Source organism: Thauera sp. SWB20, from assembly GCF_000831325.1.
GTDB lineage: Bacteria > Pseudomonadota > Gammaproteobacteria > Burkholderiales > Rhodocyclaceae > Thauera > Thauera aminoaromatica.
Map to the genome: position 1 here is coordinate 95,162 of NZ_JTDM01000014.1, position 18,145 is coordinate 113,306.

At 69.9% G+C, this 18,145-nt stretch carries 14 protein-coding genes; 4 read left to right on the plus strand and 10 right to left on the minus strand.

All coding sequences use genetic code 11. The annotated features are described in order from the left end of the window. Window positions 1-155 precede the first annotated feature (155 nt). Entirely contained in the window at window positions 156-1,418 is a 1,263-nt protein-coding gene (locus tag PO78_RS05420) for an MgtC/SapB family protein (protein WP_012584505.1), read from the plus strand. Window positions 1,419-1,452: 34 nt separating this feature from the next. Here PO78_RS05420 and PO78_RS23150 read toward each other — a convergent pair whose 3' ends face one another. From PO78_RS23150 to PO78_RS05430, 3 genes are read right to left on the minus strand one after another with little or no spacing between them, the layout of a single operon-like run. Continuing rightward, complete coding sequence (locus PO78_RS23150) at window positions 1,453-1,620, minus strand: hypothetical protein (protein ID WP_004313084.1); 168 nt, start codon at window positions 1,618-1,620, stop codon at window positions 1,453-1,455. A gap of 10 nt (window positions 1,621-1,630) precedes the next feature. Further along, window positions 1,631-2,803, minus strand: a complete 1,173-nt coding sequence (locus PO78_RS05425; RefSeq protein WP_052484366.1) for a YeeE/YedE family protein — start codon at window positions 2,801-2,803, stop codon at window positions 1,631-1,633. A gap of 13 nt (window positions 2,804-2,816) precedes the next feature. Then, a complete protein-coding gene (locus tag PO78_RS05430; RefSeq protein ID WP_043742576.1) occupies window positions 2,817-3,812 on the minus strand; it encodes a sulfurtransferase in 996 nt (331 codons plus the stop codon). Window positions 3,813-4,041: 229 nt separating this feature from the next. On the opposite strand from PO78_RS05430, the gene PO78_RS05435 reads away from it, so the two are divergent. After that, entirely contained in the window at window positions 4,042-4,833 is a 792-nt protein-coding gene (locus tag PO78_RS05435) for a DUF3750 domain-containing protein (RefSeq protein WP_043742579.1), read from the plus strand. An 81-nt stretch (window positions 4,834-4,914) separates the two neighbouring features. Here the strand turns inward: PO78_RS05435 and PO78_RS05440 are convergent, their stop codons facing one another. The 7 genes from PO78_RS05440 to putA form a co-directional block, all read right to left on the minus strand. After that, window positions 4,915-5,838 (minus strand): DMT family transporter, encoded by a 924-nt coding sequence (locus PO78_RS05440; protein WP_004321577.1) that lies wholly within the window; start codon window positions 5,836-5,838, stop codon window positions 4,915-4,917. 344 nt (window positions 5,839-6,182) lie between these two features. Continuing rightward, window positions 6,183-6,896, minus strand: coding sequence for an ABC transporter ATP-binding protein (locus PO78_RS05445; RefSeq protein ID WP_043742762.1), 714 nt, complete (start codon window positions 6,894-6,896; stop codon window positions 6,183-6,185). After that, on the minus strand, window positions 6,896-7,729 hold the full coding sequence (locus PO78_RS05450; protein ID WP_004321581.1) for an ABC transporter ATP-binding protein: 834 nt from the start codon (window positions 7,727-7,729) through the stop codon (window positions 6,896-6,898). Before PO78_RS05450 ends, PO78_RS05445 begins: the two co-directional genes overlap by 1 nt. Further along, window positions 7,726-9,057 (minus strand): high-affinity branched-chain amino acid ABC transporter permease LivM, encoded by a 1,332-nt coding sequence (gene livM / locus PO78_RS05455; protein WP_043742582.1) that lies wholly within the window; start codon window positions 9,055-9,057, stop codon window positions 7,726-7,728. Before livM ends, PO78_RS05450 begins: the two co-directional genes overlap by 4 nt. Beyond that, window positions 9,057-9,971, minus strand: coding sequence for an ABC transporter permease subunit (locus tag PO78_RS05460; RefSeq protein ID WP_004321584.1), 915 nt, complete (start codon window positions 9,969-9,971; stop codon window positions 9,057-9,059). The genes livM and PO78_RS05460 overlap by 1 nt, the downstream gene beginning before the upstream one ends. 209 nt (window positions 9,972-10,180) lie before the next feature. Beyond that, window positions 10,181-11,275, minus strand: coding sequence for a branched-chain amino acid ABC transporter substrate-binding protein (locus tag PO78_RS05465; protein ID WP_043742585.1), 1,095 nt, complete (start codon window positions 11,273-11,275; stop codon window positions 10,181-10,183). A 346-nt stretch (window positions 11,276-11,621) separates the two neighbouring features. Continuing rightward, window positions 11,622-15,347 (minus strand): trifunctional transcriptional regulator/proline dehydrogenase/L-glutamate gamma-semialdehyde dehydrogenase, encoded by a 3,726-nt coding sequence (putA, locus tag PO78_RS05470; protein ID WP_043742588.1) that lies wholly within the window; start codon window positions 15,345-15,347, stop codon window positions 11,622-11,624. Window positions 15,348-15,542: 195 nt separating this feature from the next. Between putA and PO78_RS05475 the strand changes: the two genes are divergently transcribed. Further along, window positions 15,543-16,007, plus strand: coding sequence for an Lrp/AsnC ligand binding domain-containing protein (locus tag PO78_RS05475; RefSeq protein ID WP_004323527.1), 465 nt, complete (start codon window positions 15,543-15,545; stop codon window positions 16,005-16,007). Between the two features lie 165 nt (window positions 16,008-16,172). After that, window positions 16,173-18,035, plus strand: coding sequence for a potassium transporter Kup (locus tag PO78_RS05480; RefSeq protein ID WP_012584515.1), 1,863 nt, complete (start codon window positions 16,173-16,175; stop codon window positions 18,033-18,035). Window positions 18,036-18,145 lie beyond the last annotated feature (110 nt).

Below are 18,145 nucleotides of genomic sequence, written 5' to 3' on the forward strand. Positions count from 1 at the left end.
GCCGCGCGGGCGGACCCCGCGTCCATCGCGCAGCCGCGAGCGTCGTGTGGAGCGAATCGTATCCCGGCACGGGCGTGCTTGCATCGCCGCGCACGCCCCGGCGTATGATCGGGCTGTCGATCGCCCTCTGCCGGGGCCGCACCCGGCCCGCCGCCATGTCGGACATGCTGCCGCTCGATGCCGAACAGATCGAAGCCTTCCTGATCGCGACCGGAATCGGCCTGCTGATCGGCTTGGAGCGCGAGCGTGTGCCCTCGGCGCGTGCCGGGCTGCGCACCTTCGGCCTGGTCGGCATGCTCGGCGCGCTGGTGTCCATGCTCGGCGAACAGCTCGGCAGCCCCGCGCCCTTCGTCGCCGGCTTGGTGCTGGTGGGCCTCACCATCATCGCCGCCTACCTGCGCCACCCCGATTCTTCCGATCCCGGCACCACCTCGGTGGCGGCGCTGGTGCTGTGCTACTGCCTGGGCGCCGCGAGTTGGCTCGGCCACGCGCAGCTCGCGGTGATGCTTGCGGTGGGGGCCACCGTGCTGCTCTATTTCAAGGCACAACTCCGCGGCGTGGCGACGCGGCTGGAACAACGCGACTGGATCTCGATCCTGCAGTTCGGCGTGCTCTCGCTGGTCATCCTGCCGATGCTGCCGGACGAGGAGATGGGCCCCCACGGCGCGCTCAATCCGCGCCAGATCTGGTGGATGGTGGTGCTGATCGCCGGTGTCGGCCTGGCCGGCTATGCGGCGCTGAAAATCGCCGGCGTGCGCTACGGTGCCGCCTTCGTCGGTGTCTTCGGCGGCCTGGCATCGAGCACGGCGACCACGCTGCTGTACGCGCGTCAGGCGCGCGAGCTGCCCGCGGCGGGTGCGATGGCCGCGCTCGTGATCGTGATCGCCAACCTGGTGATGGTGTTGCGGGTATGGGGGATCGCCGCCGTGGTCGCACCCGGCGTCGCCGCGCCGCTGCTGAAGCTGATCGTGCCGGCGCTCGTGCTCGGCACCCTTGGTGCGCTGTGGCTGTGGCGCCGGCTCGCCGAACGTCACGAGACCGTGCTGCCCGCCACCGGCAACCCGACCGAACTGAAGACCGCGCTCGGTTTCGGTGCGGCCTATGCGCTGGTGCTGCTGGCCGCGGCCTGGCTGTCGGACTATGCGGGCAATCGCGGCTTGTACGTGCTGGCCTTCGTCTCCGGCCTCACCGACGTCGATGCGATCACCCTGTCCAGCCTGCGCCTGTACGCGCTCGAGCGCCTCGAACTGGTCGCCACGGTCACCGCGCTCGGCATCGCCATGCTCGCCAACCTCTGCTTCAAGCTCGGCCTCGCCAGCGTGATCGGGGGCCGCGCCCTCGCGCTACGTGCCGCCGCCGGCATGGCCAGCGTCGCGCTCGGCCTGCTCGCCGGCCTGGCCTGGGTGGGACTCGGGTAAGGCGCGTCCGGCTTTCGCGCCTTAGGCCTTACGCCTAACGTCCCGAGCAATGCCCCCCCGAGGCGGCCTGGCCGCTGCCGAGCGCGATCGGCGGCGGTTCCACGCGGATCCTGCTGCTGCTCATGGTGTCGAGCACCAGCAAGCCGAGGGCGATCAGCCAGAAGGCCGCGAAGCCGGTGCGGAAGAGTCTTTCCTTATCCATGTCTTCCTCCTCACGCACCGACGCGGCGGCGGATGCGCACACCGAGGATGGAGCCGGCAAAGGCGAGCGCGAACCACACCCAGCCGTGCAGGCTGGCCGAGGCGATGCCGCCCAGGTAGGCGCCGACATTGCATCCGAAGGCCATGCGTGCGCTGTAGCCCATCACCAGCCCGGCCACCGCGGCGGCGGCGAGGCGGCGCCCGGAGGGCGCGGAGAACTTCGGCGCGCCGTTCCAGCGCGAGGCGGCGATCGCGCCGTAGATCAGGCCGATGTTGGTCACCGAGGTGACGTCGGCGAGGATGGGCTCGACCAGGCGCTGCGCATGCGGCGCCACGCCCCAGAAGGCGTCGCCCGAGAGGTCCCAGCCGAGCGTGGAGACCGCCTTCGCGCCCCACACGCCCATGCCATACACGATGCCCCAGGGCTGGCCTGCGACGACCAGGTGGGCCAGGTAGAGCACCGCCAGCAGCAGCGCCCCCAGCCACCAGCGCGTCGCCCAGCGCGACTGCGCGGGCCCGGCCGCGGCGACGAAGCTCGCCGTGCCGGTGCGTACGAGCCGCTCGGCGATGGCCTGCGGCGAGGGCGGTGCGTCGCCACCCGCCCTGCGTGCGGCGCGCCCGGCCAGCCAGGCCACCAGGCCGCAGCCGGCCACGGTGAGCGCGAGTGCGGTCGGCCAGCCGAAGGCGAGCAGGTTCACCGCCGGCAGGCCGCCGAGCCCGATCCAGGCGGGCTGGTGCGAGGCGCCGAGGAAGCTGCCGAAGGTGAAGGTGGGCAGCACCACGAGGGACAGCGGCGAGCCGCCGCCGGCCTTGTAGAGCGTGCCCGAGCCGCAGCCGTCGGCGAGCTGCATCGCCGCACCGAACAGGAAGGCGCCGAGCACCAGGCTGATCGTCAGCGGCGCCACTGCGCCGACCAGCTCGCCGCCGCTGCCGGCGAGCAGCGGCAGGGTGAGCGCCGCTGCCAGCACCATCAGCAGCATCTGCGCCCACAGGCCCTGCGGGTCGCGGCGCTCGATCATGTCGCGCCAGCCGGTGGTGAAGCCGAAACGTGCGCCCTGCAGTACCGCGCCGAAGCCAACGCCCAGCAGCGCGAGCAGGCCCTGGCGCAGGCCAGCCGCCAGCGTCACCGCGAGCACGCCCGCGAGTGCGCCGAAGACCAGCAGGAATCGGAAGAACCAGCGCATCGTCGCGTCCGCCTTACTTGTCGAGCGCGCGCTTGGCGTCCTGCACCAGCGCGCTCAGGCGCGAGGGCTGGTTGTCCATCGGGAGCTCGGACTGGCTCCATTCCACCACCGAGGAGGGGTAGAGCTTGACCGCCTTGTTGCCGGCGATCTCCGACATCACGAACCAGATGGTGGCGGCCCAGTGGCCGGTGTTGCAGAAGGACACCGCGGGTGCGGCGGCGGCGCCGGACTGCGCGACCAGGGCCTTGAGCTCGCTCGCCGGCTTGAGCGTGGTGCCGCCCTGGGGGAAGAACTGCGCGTTGTCGAACGACTTCGCGCCCGGCAGCGTACCGTAGCGCGCGGCGGCGTCGGTGCGCGTCTCGCCGGCGAAGAACTTGGGCGGGCGAGCGTCGACCAGCAGCGGTGCGTTGCCGGCCTTGACCGCGGCGGCGAGCTCCTCGCTGGTGACGACCTGCTCCTGGTCGTAGCGGTAGCTGAACTGGCTGGGCGCGACCTGCGGCGCGGCGGTCTCGAGCGCGCCGCCGGCGGCCTGCCAGGCCTTGCTGCCGCCGTCGAGGATGGACAGGCGGGTGAGGCCGCCGACCTTGAGCGTCCAGTACACGCGCGCCGCGGCGCCAAAGTCGGTGTGGTCGCTGCCGGCATGCACGACGACCACATGGGTGTCGCGATCGACTCCGGCGGCCTGCAGGAGCTGGGTCAGTGCGGCCTCGGCGGGCAGCTGGCCGGGATTTTCCTTCGGGCCGCGATACTTGCCATAGGGGGTGTTCACCGCGCCGGGCACGTGGCCAGCGGCATAGTCCTTTTCGGCGCGGATGTCGAGCACGCGCACACCGGGCTGGCCGAGGAGGGTCTTCAGTTCGGCCGGCTGGAGCAGCGGGGCGGGGGCGGCGGTCGTCGCCACCGCGGCGGCGGGGCTTTGTCCAGTGGTGCTGGCGAAGGCGGGCGTGGCGAAGCCGAGGCTGGCGGCGAGCGCGATGGTCAGGGGCAGGGGGGCGAGTTTCTTCAGCATGGTCGTGTCGTCCGTCGGTTCCGTTTGCTGGGGGCCGGCGCGCCGGACTGGGCGGCGCTGCCATGATGCGCCGCAGAATACGGGAAAGCTGAAATACTCGAAACGTCTTTCAAAGAAAAAGTTTATAACTTTTCAGAATGAAAGCGACGGCTGCGCCGGCGTAGAACTCGATGCGCGAGCGGCGATCGAAACACAATTGGCCTTGCGGCCCCGCAACAGGAAAAACCGCTTGAACACCCTCTCGATCGGCTTGCGCATCCTTGCCGTCCTGCTGCTGCTTGCGGTGGGGCTCAGCTTCGCCAATGATCCGCGTCCCGCGGCGTCTGGCGCGGAGGGTGGCTGGCGCGGCGCGGCGCGCCACTCCGCCGGCATCGCACCCGACCCCGAGCGCTTCGCGGATACCGCGATCGTGCAGGTGTATGCCGCGGCCACCTACGGGTGGCGCGGCTACTTCGCGGTGCATCCGTGGATCATCTACAAGCGTGCCGGCGACACCGTCTACACCCGCTACGACGTCATCGGCTGGGGACGTGGAAACGTGGTGCGGCGCAACTACGCCTTGCCCGACGGGCTCTGGTTCGGGGCCGTGCCGAGGGTGCTGGTCGAGCACCGCGGCGAAGGCGTGGAGGCGATGATCGGGCAGATCGAGGCCGCGGTGGCGAGCTACCCGCACGCGGACGAGTACCGCAGCTATCCGGGCCCGAACAGCAACACCTTCCTCGCCCACATCGGCCGCGAGGTGCCGGCGCTGCGCCTCGACCTGCCGGCGAACGCGATCGGCAAGGACTATCGCCCCGTCACGCGTCCGCTGGGCGTGTCGCCCTCGGGGTCGGGCGTGCAGTTCTCGCTGCTCGGCTTGCTGGGCTTGAGCGTGGGCGTGCAGGAAGGCATCGAGCTGAACGTCCTCGGGCTCAGTTTCGGCCTCGATCTCAACCGTCCCGGCCTGCGTCTGCCCGCGATCGGCCGCCTCGGCCTCGACGACACGTCGGTGTCCGAGCGCGGCGCCGCCGGGCTGCAGTGACGCCGAGAGGCCGGCGCGCGGGCTTCGGCAGCGCCGCGCTCCTCGCCGCCGCTTCGGGATCGATGCGTTGCGGTCGCCTCGTCAATCGCTTCCCGCGCCCTTCTCGGCCCTCTCGCCCTTCGCCGCCAGGTAGATGCCCACCAGCAGCAGGCTGAAGCCCACGAACTGCAGCGGCGCGAAGCCTTCTCCGAAGACGAGGAAGGCCATCAGCGCGCTGCCCACCGGCTCGCCCAGCGTGACCACCGCGACGAAGGTGGCAGACACGTAGCGCAGCGACCAGTTGTAGGCGGTGTGGCCGAGCAGTTGTGGTCCGAGCGCCATCGCCAGCAGCACCAGCCAGGCGGTGTTCGACAGGCTGAACAGTTCCACGCCGCCCGCGCCGCTGGCGGCGAACAGGAACAGCGCCGCGGCGCCGTAGGCGAGCCAGATGTAGGCCGGCAGCCCGAGGCCGGCGCGCAGGCGGCGGCCGATCAGCAGGTAGGCGGAGAAGCACCAGCTGCCGACGAGCGCGAGGAGGTTGCCGAACATGGGGTTGCTGCCGGCGCCGGCGGTCTGGCTGTCGCTCCAGAAGATGAACAGGCTGCCGGCGAAGGACAGCGCGATGCCGCCGATCATCATCTTCGTCGGCGTCTCGCGGAAGATGAGAAAGGAGGCCAGGCCGATCCACAGCGGGTTGGTGGTGACGAGCGCGGTGCTCGAGGCGACCGAGGTGTATTCGAGCGAGCTGATCCAGGTGGCGAAGTGGAGCGCGAGGAAGAAGCCCGCGGCCAGCGCCATGCCGATCTGCCTGCGGGTGAGGCGGGCGAGCTCATGGCGCGATTGCAGGAAGGCGACCGGCGTGATGATGAGCGCGGCGAAGCCCAGCCGCCAGGTCGCGACCGCGAGCGAGCTCACCCCCTCGGCCTGGGCGAGGCGGGCGAAGATGGCGCCGAAGGAGATCGCGGCGAGGCCGATGCCGAGGACGACGAAGGGGAGCCAGCGGGCGGGTTGGGGGGTGTGGGACATCTGGAGAGGGGCGATTGGTGGGTGAGGTGGGTCGAGAGCACCCTGAGGGGCTTCGACCGGTGGCGATGCGTGTTCGAACCGTTCGCGGGGACGGCACATGTGTGCCGGCACTCGGGTGCTTCCGGAGGCGTGGCGGTTTTCCGTAGGAGCGACGCAAGTCGCGATCGGGCAGTGCCGCAGCGCCGTCGCGATTTCCGCCCGCTGCAATCGCGACCTGCGTCGCTCCTACCCGACGCATTGCGGCGCGATTGTGCCGCATCGCGTCGAAACCGCGGCGTTTCGTCTGATCGCGGAGCGGCCCCGGTTGGCGCCATTCCTCTCGCGTCGCACGCCTCACGCGCCTCTCAGGCGTGGCCGCCCTCCAGATACGCCGCCCGCACCTCCGGACTCGTCAGCAGTTCCGCCCCGGTCCCGGCGAGGGTGATCTCGCCGTGCTGCAGCACATAGCCGCGGTCGGCCACGCGCAGGGCCTGGTTGGCGTTCTGCTCGACCAGCAGGATGGTCATGCCGTGGTCGCGGTTGAGCTCCCTGACGATCTGGAAGATCTTGCGGATGTAGATCGGCGCCAGGCCGAGCGAGGGCTCGTCGAGCAGCAGCAGCTTGGGGCGGCTCATCAGCGCGCGGCCGATCGCCAGCATCTGCTGCTCGCCGCCCGACAGGGTGCCGGCGCGCTGCGCCTGGCGTTCCTGCAGGATCGGGAACATCGCGAACACGCGCGCGGTGTCGGCGGCGTAGTTGGCCGGGTCGGCGTGCGCGGTGCCCATCTGCAGGTTCTCGATCACCGTCATGCGCGGGAAGATGCGCCGGCCTTCGGGCACCAGGGCGATGCCACGGCGGGCGATCTCGTGCGTGTGCACGCGGGTGATGTCCTCGCCGTCGAAGACGATGCGCCCGGCGCTGGCCTTGGGGTTGCCGAACAGGCTCATCATCAGCGTCGATTTGCCGGCGCCGTTGGCGCCGATCAAGGTGACGATCTCGCCCACCTGGACCTCGACGTCGATGCCGCGCAGCGCGTGGATGTGGCCGTAATGGGCGTGCACGCCCTCCATCTTGAGCATCATGCCGCGGCCCCTCCAGTCACTTCTTCTTCCTCGTCCTCGCCCAGGTAGGCCTTGATCACCTGCGGGTCGTGCTTGACCTGCGCCGGCGTGCCCTCGGCGATCTTGCGCCCGTAGCTGATCACGCCGATGTGGTCGGACACGTTCATCACCACGCTCATGTCGTGCTCGATGAGCAGGATCGCGATGCCCATCTCGCCGCACAGGTAGAGCAGGAGTTCGTTCAGCTCCGCCGACTCGCGCGGGTTGAGGCCGGCGGCCGGCTCGTCCAGGCACAGCAGCACCGGATCGACGCACAGCGCGCGTGCGATCTCGATGCGGCGCTGGATGCCGTAGGGCAGGTCGCCGGCGGCGTCGTCGGCGAGGTGGGTGAGCTTGAGGCGCTCGAGCCACATCGCCGCGCGTTCGATCGCCTGCCGCTCCGCCTGGCGGTAGCCGGGGAGCTTGAAGATACCGGCGATGGAGAACTTCGAGGCGCGCTGCAGCACGTTGTGCTGGGCGACGATCAGGTTCTCCAGCACCGTCATCTTGGGGAACAGGCGGATGTTCTGGAAGGTGCGCACCACCTGGGCGTCGCGTGCGACGCGGTGGCTGGGCAGGGACTCCAGGCGCATCTCGCCGCGCGTGGGGTGGGCCAGGCGCAGCGTGCCGGTGGTGGGCTTGTAGAAGCCGGTGAGGCAGTTGAACAGCGTCGTCTTGCCGGCGCCGTTGGGGCCGATGATGCCGGTGATCTTGCCGGCCGGCACTTCCAGCGAGAGGTCGTCGATGGCGGTCAGGCCGCCGAAGCGCATGGTCAGGTTGCGCACCGACAGCAGGGTTGCGGGCGTGTTCATCGCGCAGCCTCCTTCGTCGCGGCAGTCTTGCCCGACGCGTTCAGGTGCACCGTCGGTTCGCGGTGCGACAGCAGGCCGCCCGGGCGCCACACCATGATCAGCACCATCGCCAGGCCGAACAGCAACATGCGGTACTCGGCGAAGTTGCGTCCGAACTCGGGGATCAGCACCAGCAGCGTGGCCGCCAGCACCACGCCCATCTGCGAGCCCATGCCACCGAGCACGACGATGGCGAGGATGATCGCCGACTCGGTGAAGGTGAAGCTCTCGGGCGAGATGAAGCCCTGGCGCGCGGCGAAGAACACCCCGGCGAAGCCGCCCAGCATGGCACCGATGGCGAAGGCCGAGAGCTTGATGTTGGTGGTGTTCATGCCCATCGCCTGGCAGGCGATCTCGTCCTCGCGCAGCGCCTCCCAGGCGCGCCCCACCGGCAGCTTGCGCAGGCGCGACACGAAGGCGTGGGTGAGCAGGGCCAGCACCAGGATCAGGTAGTAGAGGAAGATCAGGCGGTGCATAGGCGAGAATTCGAGGCCGAAGAAGCCGGCGAAGGTCTGCCCGCCTTCCGGTGCGCTGCGCGTGAAATCGAGGCCGAAGAAGCTCGGGCGCGGGATCGAGCTGATGCCGTTGGGGCCGTTGGAGAATTCGGTCCAATTCACCAGGATGATGCGGATGATCTCGCCGAAGCCCAGCGTGACGATCGCCAGGTAGTCGCCGCGCAGGCGCAGGATCGGGTAGCCGAGCAGGATCCCGAAGCTGGCGGCGAGCGTGCCCGATACCGGCAGCGCCTCCCAGAAGCTCCAGCCGAACTGGGTCGACAGCAGCGCGTAGGAATAGGCGCCCACCGCGTAGAAGGCGACGTAGCCGAGGTCGAGCAGGCCGGCGAGGCCGACGACCACGTTGAGGCCCCAACCCAGCATCACGTAGATCAGCACCGTGGTGGCGGTGTCGACCACGTAGCGGTTGTCGGAGAACACGATCGGCAGCGCGATCGAGGCGCCGAGCGCCACCCAGCCGAGCACGTTCACCACGCGCTGCGCGCCATGGGCGCGGTCGGCGGCGGTGGCGGTGCTGGCGCGGTCGCGTTCCTGCTTGCGGTTGCGCGCCTGGTCGATCGCCCAGCGCAGCAGCAGGCGGCCGGCGAACACCGCGGCCACGGCTGCGGCGAGCAGGCCGAAGCGGGTCTCCACGCCCAGCCGGCCGCCCACGTCCACCGTGGTGAGGCCGACCAGCGGGATGCCCAGGATGAGGCCGACGAAGGCCACCCAGCCGGCGTCGCGCAGACGCTCGGCCGGCGTCATCGCGTGACGCGCAAAGACGACGGCGCTCATCAGACCTTCTCCACTTCAGGCCGGCCGAGCAGGCCGGAGGGGCGCAGCATCAGCACCAGGCACAGGATGCCGAAGGTGGCGACGTCCTTGTATTCCGCCCACAGGTAGGCGGCCCAGAAGGATTCGATCAAGCCGATCAGCAGGCCCCCGAGCATTGCCCCCGGCAGCGAGCCGATGCCGCCCAGCACCGCCGCGGTGAAGGCCTTGATGCCGGCGAGGAAGCCGATGAAGAAGTCCACCACGCCGTAATACACCGTGACCATCACCCCGGCGACCGCGGCGAGCGCCGCGCCGAGCATGAAGGTGTAGGAGATGGTGCGGTCGACGTTGACCCCGAGCAGCGCGGCCATGGTGCGGTCCTGCTCGCAGGCGCGCTGCTGGCGACCGAAGGGGGTCTGCGTGATCATCCAGGTGAAGGCGCTCATCAGGATCACCGTGGTGACGATGATCAGCATCTGGCTCCAGCCGATCTGAACCGTGAAGCCCGGCGCCTCCCACAGCACGATGCCGCCTTCGAGCACCGGCGGGATCGGCTTCACGCGTGCGCCCTGGGTGAGCTGCACGCTGTTCTGCAGGAAGATCGACATGCCGATCGCGGAAATGAGCGGCGCCAGCCGGGTCGAGCCGCGCAGCGGGCGATAGGCGGTGCGCTCGACCGCCCAGCCGTAGGCCGAAGTGAAGAAGATCGACACGATCAGCACGAAGGTGAGCGCGAGCGGGATCGAGGTGACGTCGGCCGCGGCGAGGATGGTGAAGGCGGTGACCGCGATGAAGGCGCTCACCATGAAGATGTCGCCATGGGCGAAGTTGATCATGCCGATGATGCCGTACACCATCGTGTAGCCGATGGCGATCAGGCCGTACATGGCGCCGAGCGTGAGCCCGTTGATCAGTTGCTGGAGTGCATAGGCCACGATGTCTCCTGCTGTGGCGGTGCGGATGGCGCGGATCCCGCTCGGGGCCGCGTCCCTGTAGGCGCGGCGCAAGCCGCGATCAAGCGCTGGATCGGAAGTCGTCGCTCGCAACCCGTCGCCGGCCCCCTGTCTCCTTGTTGGCCGACGGGGGCACGGACACCGGCGCCGCGATTGCGGCGCCGAAGACTCGGGTGGGACGGGCTTGCGACTTACTTCGCGTAGTCGTACTTGCCGCCCTGCCAGCGATAGACCACGAAGCCCGGCGCCTTCTGGTCGCCCTTGGCGTCGAAGGCGAGATCTCCGATCACGGTCTTGAAGCTGCCGCCGCGCATCGCCTTCTCGAGGTCGGCGTACTTGGTGCTCTTGGCCGTGGTGGCGGCCTGCTCGAAGAGCTGCATCGCGGCGTAGGCGTAGAGCACGTAGCCTTCGGGCTCGGTCTTGGCGGCGCGGAACTTCTCCACCACCGGCGCGGCGTCCGGGTTCTTGCGCGCGTCGGGCGAGAACGTGAACATCACGTTGTCGGCGGCCGGGCCGGCGGCGGTGACGAGCTCGGAGTTGGTCATCGTGTCGCCGCCCATCACGGTGAGCTGCAGGCCGGCGGCCTGGGCCTGGCGCAGGATCAGCGCGACCTCGGTGTGGTAGCCGCCGTAGGCCATGACCTCGACGCCGGCCTGCTTGAGCTTGGTGACGATGCCAGAGTAGTCCTTCTCGCCGGCGGTGATGGATTCGCGCAGCGCGGGCTTCAGGCCCTTGCCTTCCATCGCCTTGGCCATCTCGTCGGCGAGCCCCTTGCCGTAGGCGCTCTTGTCGTCGACCACGGCGACCTTCTTGCCCTTGAAGTGGTCGGCGATGTAGCCGCCGGCCACCAGGCCCTGCTGGTCGTCGCGACCCATGATGCGGAAGATGTTCTTCAGGCCGCGCTCGGTCACCTGCGGATTGGTCGACACCGTGGCCATCGGGATGTCGGCCTCGACATAGACCTCGGAGGCCGGGATCGTCGAGCTCGAGCACCAGTGGCCGTGCATGAACACGATGCCCTTGTTGACCATGGTGTTGGCGACCGACACCGCCTGCTTCGGGTCGCAGGCGTCGTCGCCGACCTCGAGCTTCAGTTTCTGGCCGAGCACGCCGCCGCGGGCGTTGATGTCGGCGATGGCCATCTCCGCGCCCTTGCGGATCTGGTCGCCGGCGGAGGCGTACTGGCCGGTCATCGGACCGGCGATGGCGACCGCGAGGTCGGCCAGGGCGGCATTCGAAAAGCCGCCGAGTGCGAGGACGGCGGTGGCGAGCAGGGTCTTTTTCATGAAACGTCTCCTTCGTGGTTGTGGTTTTGGGCCTTGGACGGGGCAGACGGCGCCAAATGGGGCCATCTGCGTCCGGCAAAGGTAAGCGAATTTTTCAAAATTGCCATCCGTGATGGCCCTAGCTGCGACTACCGCGCAGGTTCGTTGTCATCCAGCACCCCTCCGGGGGCATCCGGAAGTGCGTTGGTTTTCCGTAGGAGCGACACAAGTCGCGAATGCAGCGGCTCCGATGGCGCCGCGCCGGATTCCGTGCGCTGAAGATCGCGACTTGCGTCGCTCCTGCGGGCAGGTCCACTCCTCGCCGGGTTGCCAGCGCTGCCGCGGTGCGGGCGCGAATCGCGCACACTCATGCCCCCATCGCCATCAGGCTGGCGTTGCCACCCGCGGCGGCGGTGTTGATCGACAGGGTGCGTTCGTGCACCAGGCGGCCGAGGTCGTAGTCGGGGCAGGGCTGCAGCAGCTGCAGGATCGGGCCGCTGCGCCCGGCGACGCGCACCTGCAGCGCGTCGGCCTCGGCGTCGCTGCCGTCGAACAGCACCGCGCCGAGCGCCTTGTCGAACCAGGCGGCATCCACCGCGACGTATGCGCGCAGCGCCTCGGGGAGCGCGGCCTGCACCGTGCGTGCGGCGGCGCGGTCGGCGAGCAGCAGGCGATTGCCGCTGGCGAGCGCCGCCATCACCTGATGCAGCACGGCGGCCGCGCTGTCCGCCACGCCGGCGATGGTGCCGCGCGCGGTGAAGCGCAGGCTGTCGTCCTCGCCGGTGGGGCCGGGCAGCGCCAGGCGCAGGCCAGCAATACGGCGCGCACGGCAGGCGTCGGCGCGGTCGCGTAGCGCGGCGAGCTCGTCGCCCTCGAGCAGGCCGCGGCCGGCGCCGTCCAGCCATTCCAGGAAGCCGGAGAACGCGGCATCCGCGGCGCGGGTTTCGTCGCTGTCGGTCACCGCGAGCGCGCCATCGGCCAGCACCGGGCCGGGCGTACGCGCAAGCAGCCGGTGCAGGTAGAGCGGTCCGCCCGCCTTCGGGCCGGTGCCGGACAGGCCCTCGCCGCCGAAGGGCTGCACGCCCACCACCGCGCCGATGATGTTGCGGTTCACATACAGGTTGCCGACGTGCGCGCGCGCGGCGACGCGCTCCACGGTCTCGTCGATGCGGGTGTGCACCCCCATGGTGAGGCCGTAGCCGCTGGCGTCGATCGCGTCGATCAGGCTGTCCAATTCGGACGCGCGGTAGCGCAGCACGTGCAGGATGGGGCCGAACTGCTCGCGGCCCAGTTCGCTCAGGGCACCGATCTCGATGATCGACGGCGCGACGAAGGTGCCGTGCGCGCATGCGGCGGGCAGCGGCAGGCGGGTGATGCGGGCGCCCTTGGCAAGCATCGCGGCGACGTGGGCCTCGAGACCGTCGCGCGCCCCGGCGTCGATGACCGGGCCGATGTCCACGCGCACGTCCGCCGGATTGCCCAGGCGCAGTTCGGCGAGCGCGCCCTGCAGCATGTGGAGGACGTCGTCGGCGATGTCCTGCTGCAGGCACAGCACGCGCAGCGCCGAGCAGCGCTGGCCGGCGGAGTCGAAGGCGGAGGCGAGGACGTCCGTCACCACCTGCTCGGGGAGTGCGGTGGAGTCCACGATCATCGCGTTCTGGCCGCCGGTCTCGGCGATCAGCGGCACCTTGCCGCCACGCGCGGCGAGGCTGCGGTTGATCAGCGCGGCGACCTCGGTGGAGCCGGTGAACATCACCCCACGCACGCGCGCATCGGCCACCAGCGCGGCGCCGACGGTCTCGCCGCGGCCGGGCAGCAACTGCAGCGCTGCAGCCGGGATGCCGGCCTCGTGCAGCAGGCGCACTGCATGGGCGGCGATCAGCGGGGTCTGCTCGGCCGGCTTGGCGAGCACCGGATTGCCGGCGGCGAGCGCGGCGGCGACCTGGCCGCCGAAAATCGCCAGCGGGAAGTTCCACGGGCTGATGCACAGCACCGGACCGAGCGCCACGTGGCTGGCAGGGTCGAAGCCACGCGCCTGCTGGGCGTAGTAGCGCAGGAAGTCGACCGCCTCGCGCAGCTCGGCCACCGCGTTGGCCCACGACTTGCCGGCTTCGCGCACTGCAAGCGCGAGCAGGGTGTCGGCCTCGCGTTCGAACAGCGCCGCGGCGCGCTCCAGGCGTTCGCTGCGCGCCGCAGCCGGGGTGGCGGCCCAGTCGGCTGCGGCCGCACTGGCGGCGGCGAGCGCGTGTTCGAGGTCGTCGGTCGTCGCTTCGGCGACGCCGCCGACGACCTCGCCGCGGTCGGCCGGGTTGGAGACCGGGGTCACGTCCGCGGGCACCGCGCTGCGGCCGGCGACGATCGGACCGGCCGCGAAGGGCGTGGTGCGCGAGTTGGCCAGCGCCGCGGCGATGCGGGCGCGCACCGGCTCGCTGGCGAGGTCGATGCCGGCGGAGTTGGTGCGCAGGCCACCGAACAGCTCGGCGGGCAGTGCAATCTTCGGATGCGGCGCGCCGGCGAGCGGGGCGGCCTGCTCGACCGGGTCGGCGATCAGCTCTTCCACCGGCACGCGCTCGTCGACGATGCGGTTCACGAAGCTGGTGTTGGCGCCGTTCTCGAGCAGGCGGCGCACCAGGTAGGCGAGCAGGGTCTCGTGGCTGCCCACCGGCGCGTAGATGCGCACCAGGCGGTGGCGGTCGGCGCGGCCGACGATCTGGTCGTAGAGCGGCTCGCCCATGCCGTGCAGGCACTGGAACTCGTAGTCGCCCGGCTGCCAGGCGCGGCCGTCGGCGGCGGCGAGGTGGAAGATCGCCGCCAGCGAGTGCGCGTTGTGGGTGGCGAACTGCGGGTAGATGACGTCGCGTGCGGCGAGCAGCTTCTTCGCGCAGGCGAGGTAGGACACATCGGTGTACACCTTGCGCGAGTACACCGGGTAGCCGGCCAGCCCGTCGATCTGCGCGCGCTTGATCTCGGCGTCCCAGTACGCGCCCTTGACCAGGCGCACCATCATGCGCTGGCCGCTGCGGCGCGCGAGGTCGATGACGAAGTCGAGCACGTGGGGGGCGCGCTTCTGGTAGGCCTGGACCACGAAGCCCAGTCCCGTCCAGCCGGCGAGCGCGTCGTCGGTGGCGAGCGCCTCGAGCAGGTCGAGCGAGAGGTCGAGGCGGTCGGCCTCCTCGGCGTCGATGTTCAGCCCGATGTCGTGGCGCCTGGCCTGCAGGCACAGGGTCTTCAACTTCGGCAGCAGCTCGGCCAGCACGCGCTCGCGCTGCGACCAGGTGTAGCGCGGATGCAGGGCCGAGAGCTTGACCGAGATGCCGTTGCCGTCGACCACGCCGCGGCCCCGGGAGGCGACGCCGATGGCCTGGATGGCGCGCTCGTAGTCGCGGAAATAGCGCTCTGCGTCGCTTGCCGTCATCGCCGCCTCGCCGAGCATGTCGAAGGAGTAGCGGTAACCCTTGTTCTCGTGCTCGCGGCCGCGCTCGAGGGCCTCGTCGATGTCGCGCCCGGTGACGAACTGCTCGCCGAGCATGCGCATCGCGAGGTCCATGCCCTTGCGGATCAGCGGCTCGCCGCCGCGCGCCACCAGGCGGGTGAGCGCGGAGGACAGGCCTTGTTCGCTGCTGGTCGACACCAGCCGGCCGGTGATCAGCAGGCCCCAGGTGGCAGCGTTGACGAACAGCGAGGGGCTGTTGCCGATGTGTGCGCGCCAGTCGCCGTCGGCGAGCTTGTCGCGGATCAGGCGGTCGGCGGTGGCCTTGTCGGGCACGCGCAGCAGGGCCTCGGCCAGGCACATCAGCGCCACGCCTTCCTGGCTGGAGAGCGAGAACTCCTTCATCAGGGCGTCGACGCCGGACGAGCGCGTGCGCGTGGCGCGCAGGCCGACGACGAGGTCGTGGGCGAGGGCGCGCACGGGTTCGCGCAGGGCCGCGGGGAGGCGGGCGGCCTCGACGAGTGCGGGCACGCACTCCGGCTCGGGCGTGCGCCAAGCGGAGTCGATGGCGTGGCGGACGGTGCTGCGCGCGGTCGGCGGAAGGGCGGCGGCGGCATCGAGGGCCGCTGCGGCGCGGGCGCTGGAGGGGATGTTGTCGGTCACGGCCGGGCACTCCTGGCATTGCGCACGCTGCGTCGGGCGGGCGTGCTGCAAGCGGTTGCGGGGGCGGCGGAAGACCCGCCGGAATGGCCGAATTCTTCGCCAAAAACCGTAGTTAATGGCTCCAAAATTTGCATTTATATGGTCATAATGACCAAAGTGAGATCACTTCACAGGCCAATCGCCTGCTGCACCGCAATGGACCGCATCGACCAGAAGATCCTCCAGGAATTGCAGGCCGACGCCCGCCTGTCGATCGTCGAGCTGTCGCGCCGGGTCGGCCTGACCAAGACCCCCTGCGCCGAGCGTATCCGCCGCCTCGAGAAGTCCGGGGTGATCCGCGGCTACCACGCCGCGCTCGACCCCGACGCGGTCGGCGCCGGCCACATCGTCGTCGTCCAGGTCCTGCTCACCAGCACTACCGAGCAGGACCTGCGCCGCTTCAACGAGGCCGTGCGGCGCATCCCCGAGATCGAGTCCTGCCTGATGATCGCGGGCGACTTCGATTACCTGCTCAAGGTGCGCACGCGCGACATCAACGAATACCGCCGCGTGATGGGCGAGCAGATCTCCGGCCTGCCGTGCGTCAAGCAGACCCATACCTACGTGGTGATGGAGGTGGTCAAGGACGAGCGCAAGCTGCCGCTGCGCGGCAGCGCGTGAGGCGCCCGGGGGGGGGGGGGCGACGCGGACTCTTGAGCACGGTCAACACGGGCGCGAAGTTGCGTCGCACAATCGCGCATGGTCCCGGACGATCGACGCTGCGGGCATGTCGTGCGCGGATGGTGGCGCGGAGCTGGCCTCGATGGCGCAACAAAGGTGCAAGTGATGGACTCGAAGCGTGCAATGCCCTCCCTCACCATCGGTGCCATCGGCGTCGTGTTCGGCGACATCGGCACCAGCCCCCTGTACGCCCTGCGGGAGATCTTCAACGGCCACCATCCGATACCGGTCACGCCGGGGAACATCCTCGGCATCCTGTCGCTCGTGCTGTGGGCGATCATGGTGCTGGTCACGCTCAAGTACGTGCTCATCCTGATGCGCGCGGACAACCGCGGCGAGGGCGGCTCGCTCGCCCTGCTGTCGCTGGTGGTGACGCATGCGCGCAGCGCACGCCTGGCCTGGGTGGTGTCGATGCTCGGCATCTTCGCCGCCGCCTTGTTCTTCGGCGACAGCATGATCACGCCGGCGATCTCGGTGCTGTCGGCGGTGGAGGGAATCGGCATCGTGGCGCCGGGGCTCGAGGCCTGGGTGGTGCCGGTGACGGTGCTCATCCTCACCGTGCTGTTCGCGATCCAGCGCCGCGGCACCGGGGTGGTGGGGCTCTTCTTCGGCCCGGTCATGGTGGTCTGGTTTGCCGTGCTGGGTGCGCTCGGCATGGTCGAGATCGTGCGTTATCCGGAGATCCTCGCGGCCCTCAGTCCGCTCCATGCGGTCGCCTTCGTCGTCGATCATCCGGCGCTCGCCTTCCTCGCGCTGGGCGCGGTCGTGCTCGCGGTGACCGGCGGGGAGGCGCTCTACACCGACATGGGACATTTCGGCCCGGCCCCGATCCGGCTGGGGTGGTTCGGCTTCGTGTTGCCGGCCCTGGTGGTGAACTACTTCGGCCAGGGGGCGCTGCTGCTGCACGAGCCGGCGGCGATCGAAAGCCCGTTCTACCACCTCGGGCCGTCGTGGGCGATGATCCCGCTGCTGGTGCTCGCCACCCTGGCCACGGTCATCGCCTCGCAGGCGGTGATCTCGGGCGCCTTCTCGGTGGCCCGCCAGGCGGTGCAGATGGGGCTGCTTCCGCGCATGCTGATCGTCCATACCTCGGGGCATGAGCAGGGGCAGATCTACGTCCCCTTCACCAACTGGACGCTTTACCTGGCGGTGGTCGCACTCGTGGTCGGCTTCCAGAACTCGTCGAACCTCGCTGCGGCATACGGCATCGCAGTGACCGGCACGATGCTGATCGACACGGTGCTGCTCGGCTTCGTGATGGTGCTGATCTGGCGCTGGCGTCCGCTGCTGGCCGGACTGTGCGCGGGGACGCTGCTGCTGGTGGACCTCGCCTTCTTCAGCGCCAACGCGATCAAGATTCCCCAGGGCGGCTGGTTCCCGATCGCCATGGCGCTGGTCTCGTTCACCGTGCTCACCACCTGGCGCCAGGGGCGTCGCCTGGTGCAGCAGGAGATCGCCGCCCAGGGCCTGCCGCTGAACGTGTTCATCGACATGGTCGGGGAGGTGCATCGGGTGCAGGGCACGGCGGTGTTCATGACCAGCACCAAGGATGGCGTCCCCGCCGCGCTGCTGCACAACCTCAAGCACAACCAGGTCCTGCACGAGCGGGTCGCGCTGGTGACCGTGGAGACCGCCGACACCCCGCATGTGAGCGAGCTCGACCGCATCTACCTGCATCGCATCAGGAACGGGTTCATGCGCGTGATCGTGCGCTACGGCTTCATGGAGGATCCCGACATCCCGAGTGCGCTGAAGCACTGCAGCCGCTTCGGCGAATCGTTCGAGATGATGGAGACCACCTTCTTCGTCTCGCGCGAGACGGTGATCCCCAGGCTCAGCCGCAGGCTGTTTTCCGACTGGCGGGCGCGGCTGTTCGCCTTCATGTCCAAGAACGCCACCAGCGCGACCGACTTCTTCCGCATCCCCAACAACCGGGTGGTCGAACTCGGCACGCAGTTGGTGATCTGACGCGGCCACGCGCCATCGGGGCGGCCGGAAGGCGCCCCCGGGCTTTGGTGTAACATTCCGGCCAAAGCATCGGCTGCCGCCCGCCGGGTGGCGGCCCCCTCACGAGAGAC

Excerpts from the sequence above, each read along its gene's own strand:
- PO78_RS05475 (WP_004323527.1), top strand. The coding sequence starts at position 15,543 with ATGGACCGCATCGACCAGAAGATCCTCCAGGAATTGCAGGCCGACGCC.
- PO78_RS05440 (WP_004321577.1), bottom strand. The coding sequence starts at position 5,838 with ATGTCCCACACCCCCCAACCCGCCCGCTGGCTCCCCTTCGTCGTCCTC.
- PO78_RS05450 (WP_004321581.1), bottom strand. The coding sequence starts at position 7,729 with ATGAACACGCCCGCAACCCTGCTGTCGGTGCGCAACCTGACCATGCGC.
- PO78_RS05445 (WP_043742762.1), bottom strand. The coding sequence starts at position 6,896 with ATGCTCAAGATGGAGGGCGTGCACGCCCATTACGGCCACATCCACGCG.
- PO78_RS05430 (WP_043742576.1), bottom strand. The coding sequence starts at position 3,812 with ATGCTGAAGAAACTCGCCCCCCTGCCCCTGACCATCGCGCTCGCCGCC.
- PO78_RS05480 (WP_012584515.1), top strand. The coding sequence starts at position 16,173 with ATGGACTCGAAGCGTGCAATGCCCTCCCTCACCATCGGTGCCATCGGC.
- livM (WP_043742582.1), bottom strand. The coding sequence starts at position 9,057 with ATGAGCGCCGTCGTCTTTGCGCGTCACGCGATGACGCCGGCCGAGCGT.
- PO78_RS23150 (WP_004313084.1), bottom strand. The coding sequence starts at position 1,620 with ATGGATAAGGAAAGACTCTTCCGCACCGGCTTCGCGGCCTTCTGGCTG.
- PO78_RS05420 (WP_012584505.1), top strand. The coding sequence starts at position 156 with ATGTCGGACATGCTGCCGCTCGATGCCGAACAGATCGAAGCCTTCCTG.
- PO78_RS05465 (WP_043742585.1), bottom strand. The coding sequence starts at position 11,275 with ATGAAAAAGACCCTGCTCGCCACCGCCGTCCTCGCACTCGGCGGCTTT.
- PO78_RS05425 (WP_052484366.1), bottom strand. The coding sequence starts at position 2,803 with ATGCGCTGGTTCTTCCGATTCCTGCTGGTCTTCGGCGCACTCGCGGGC.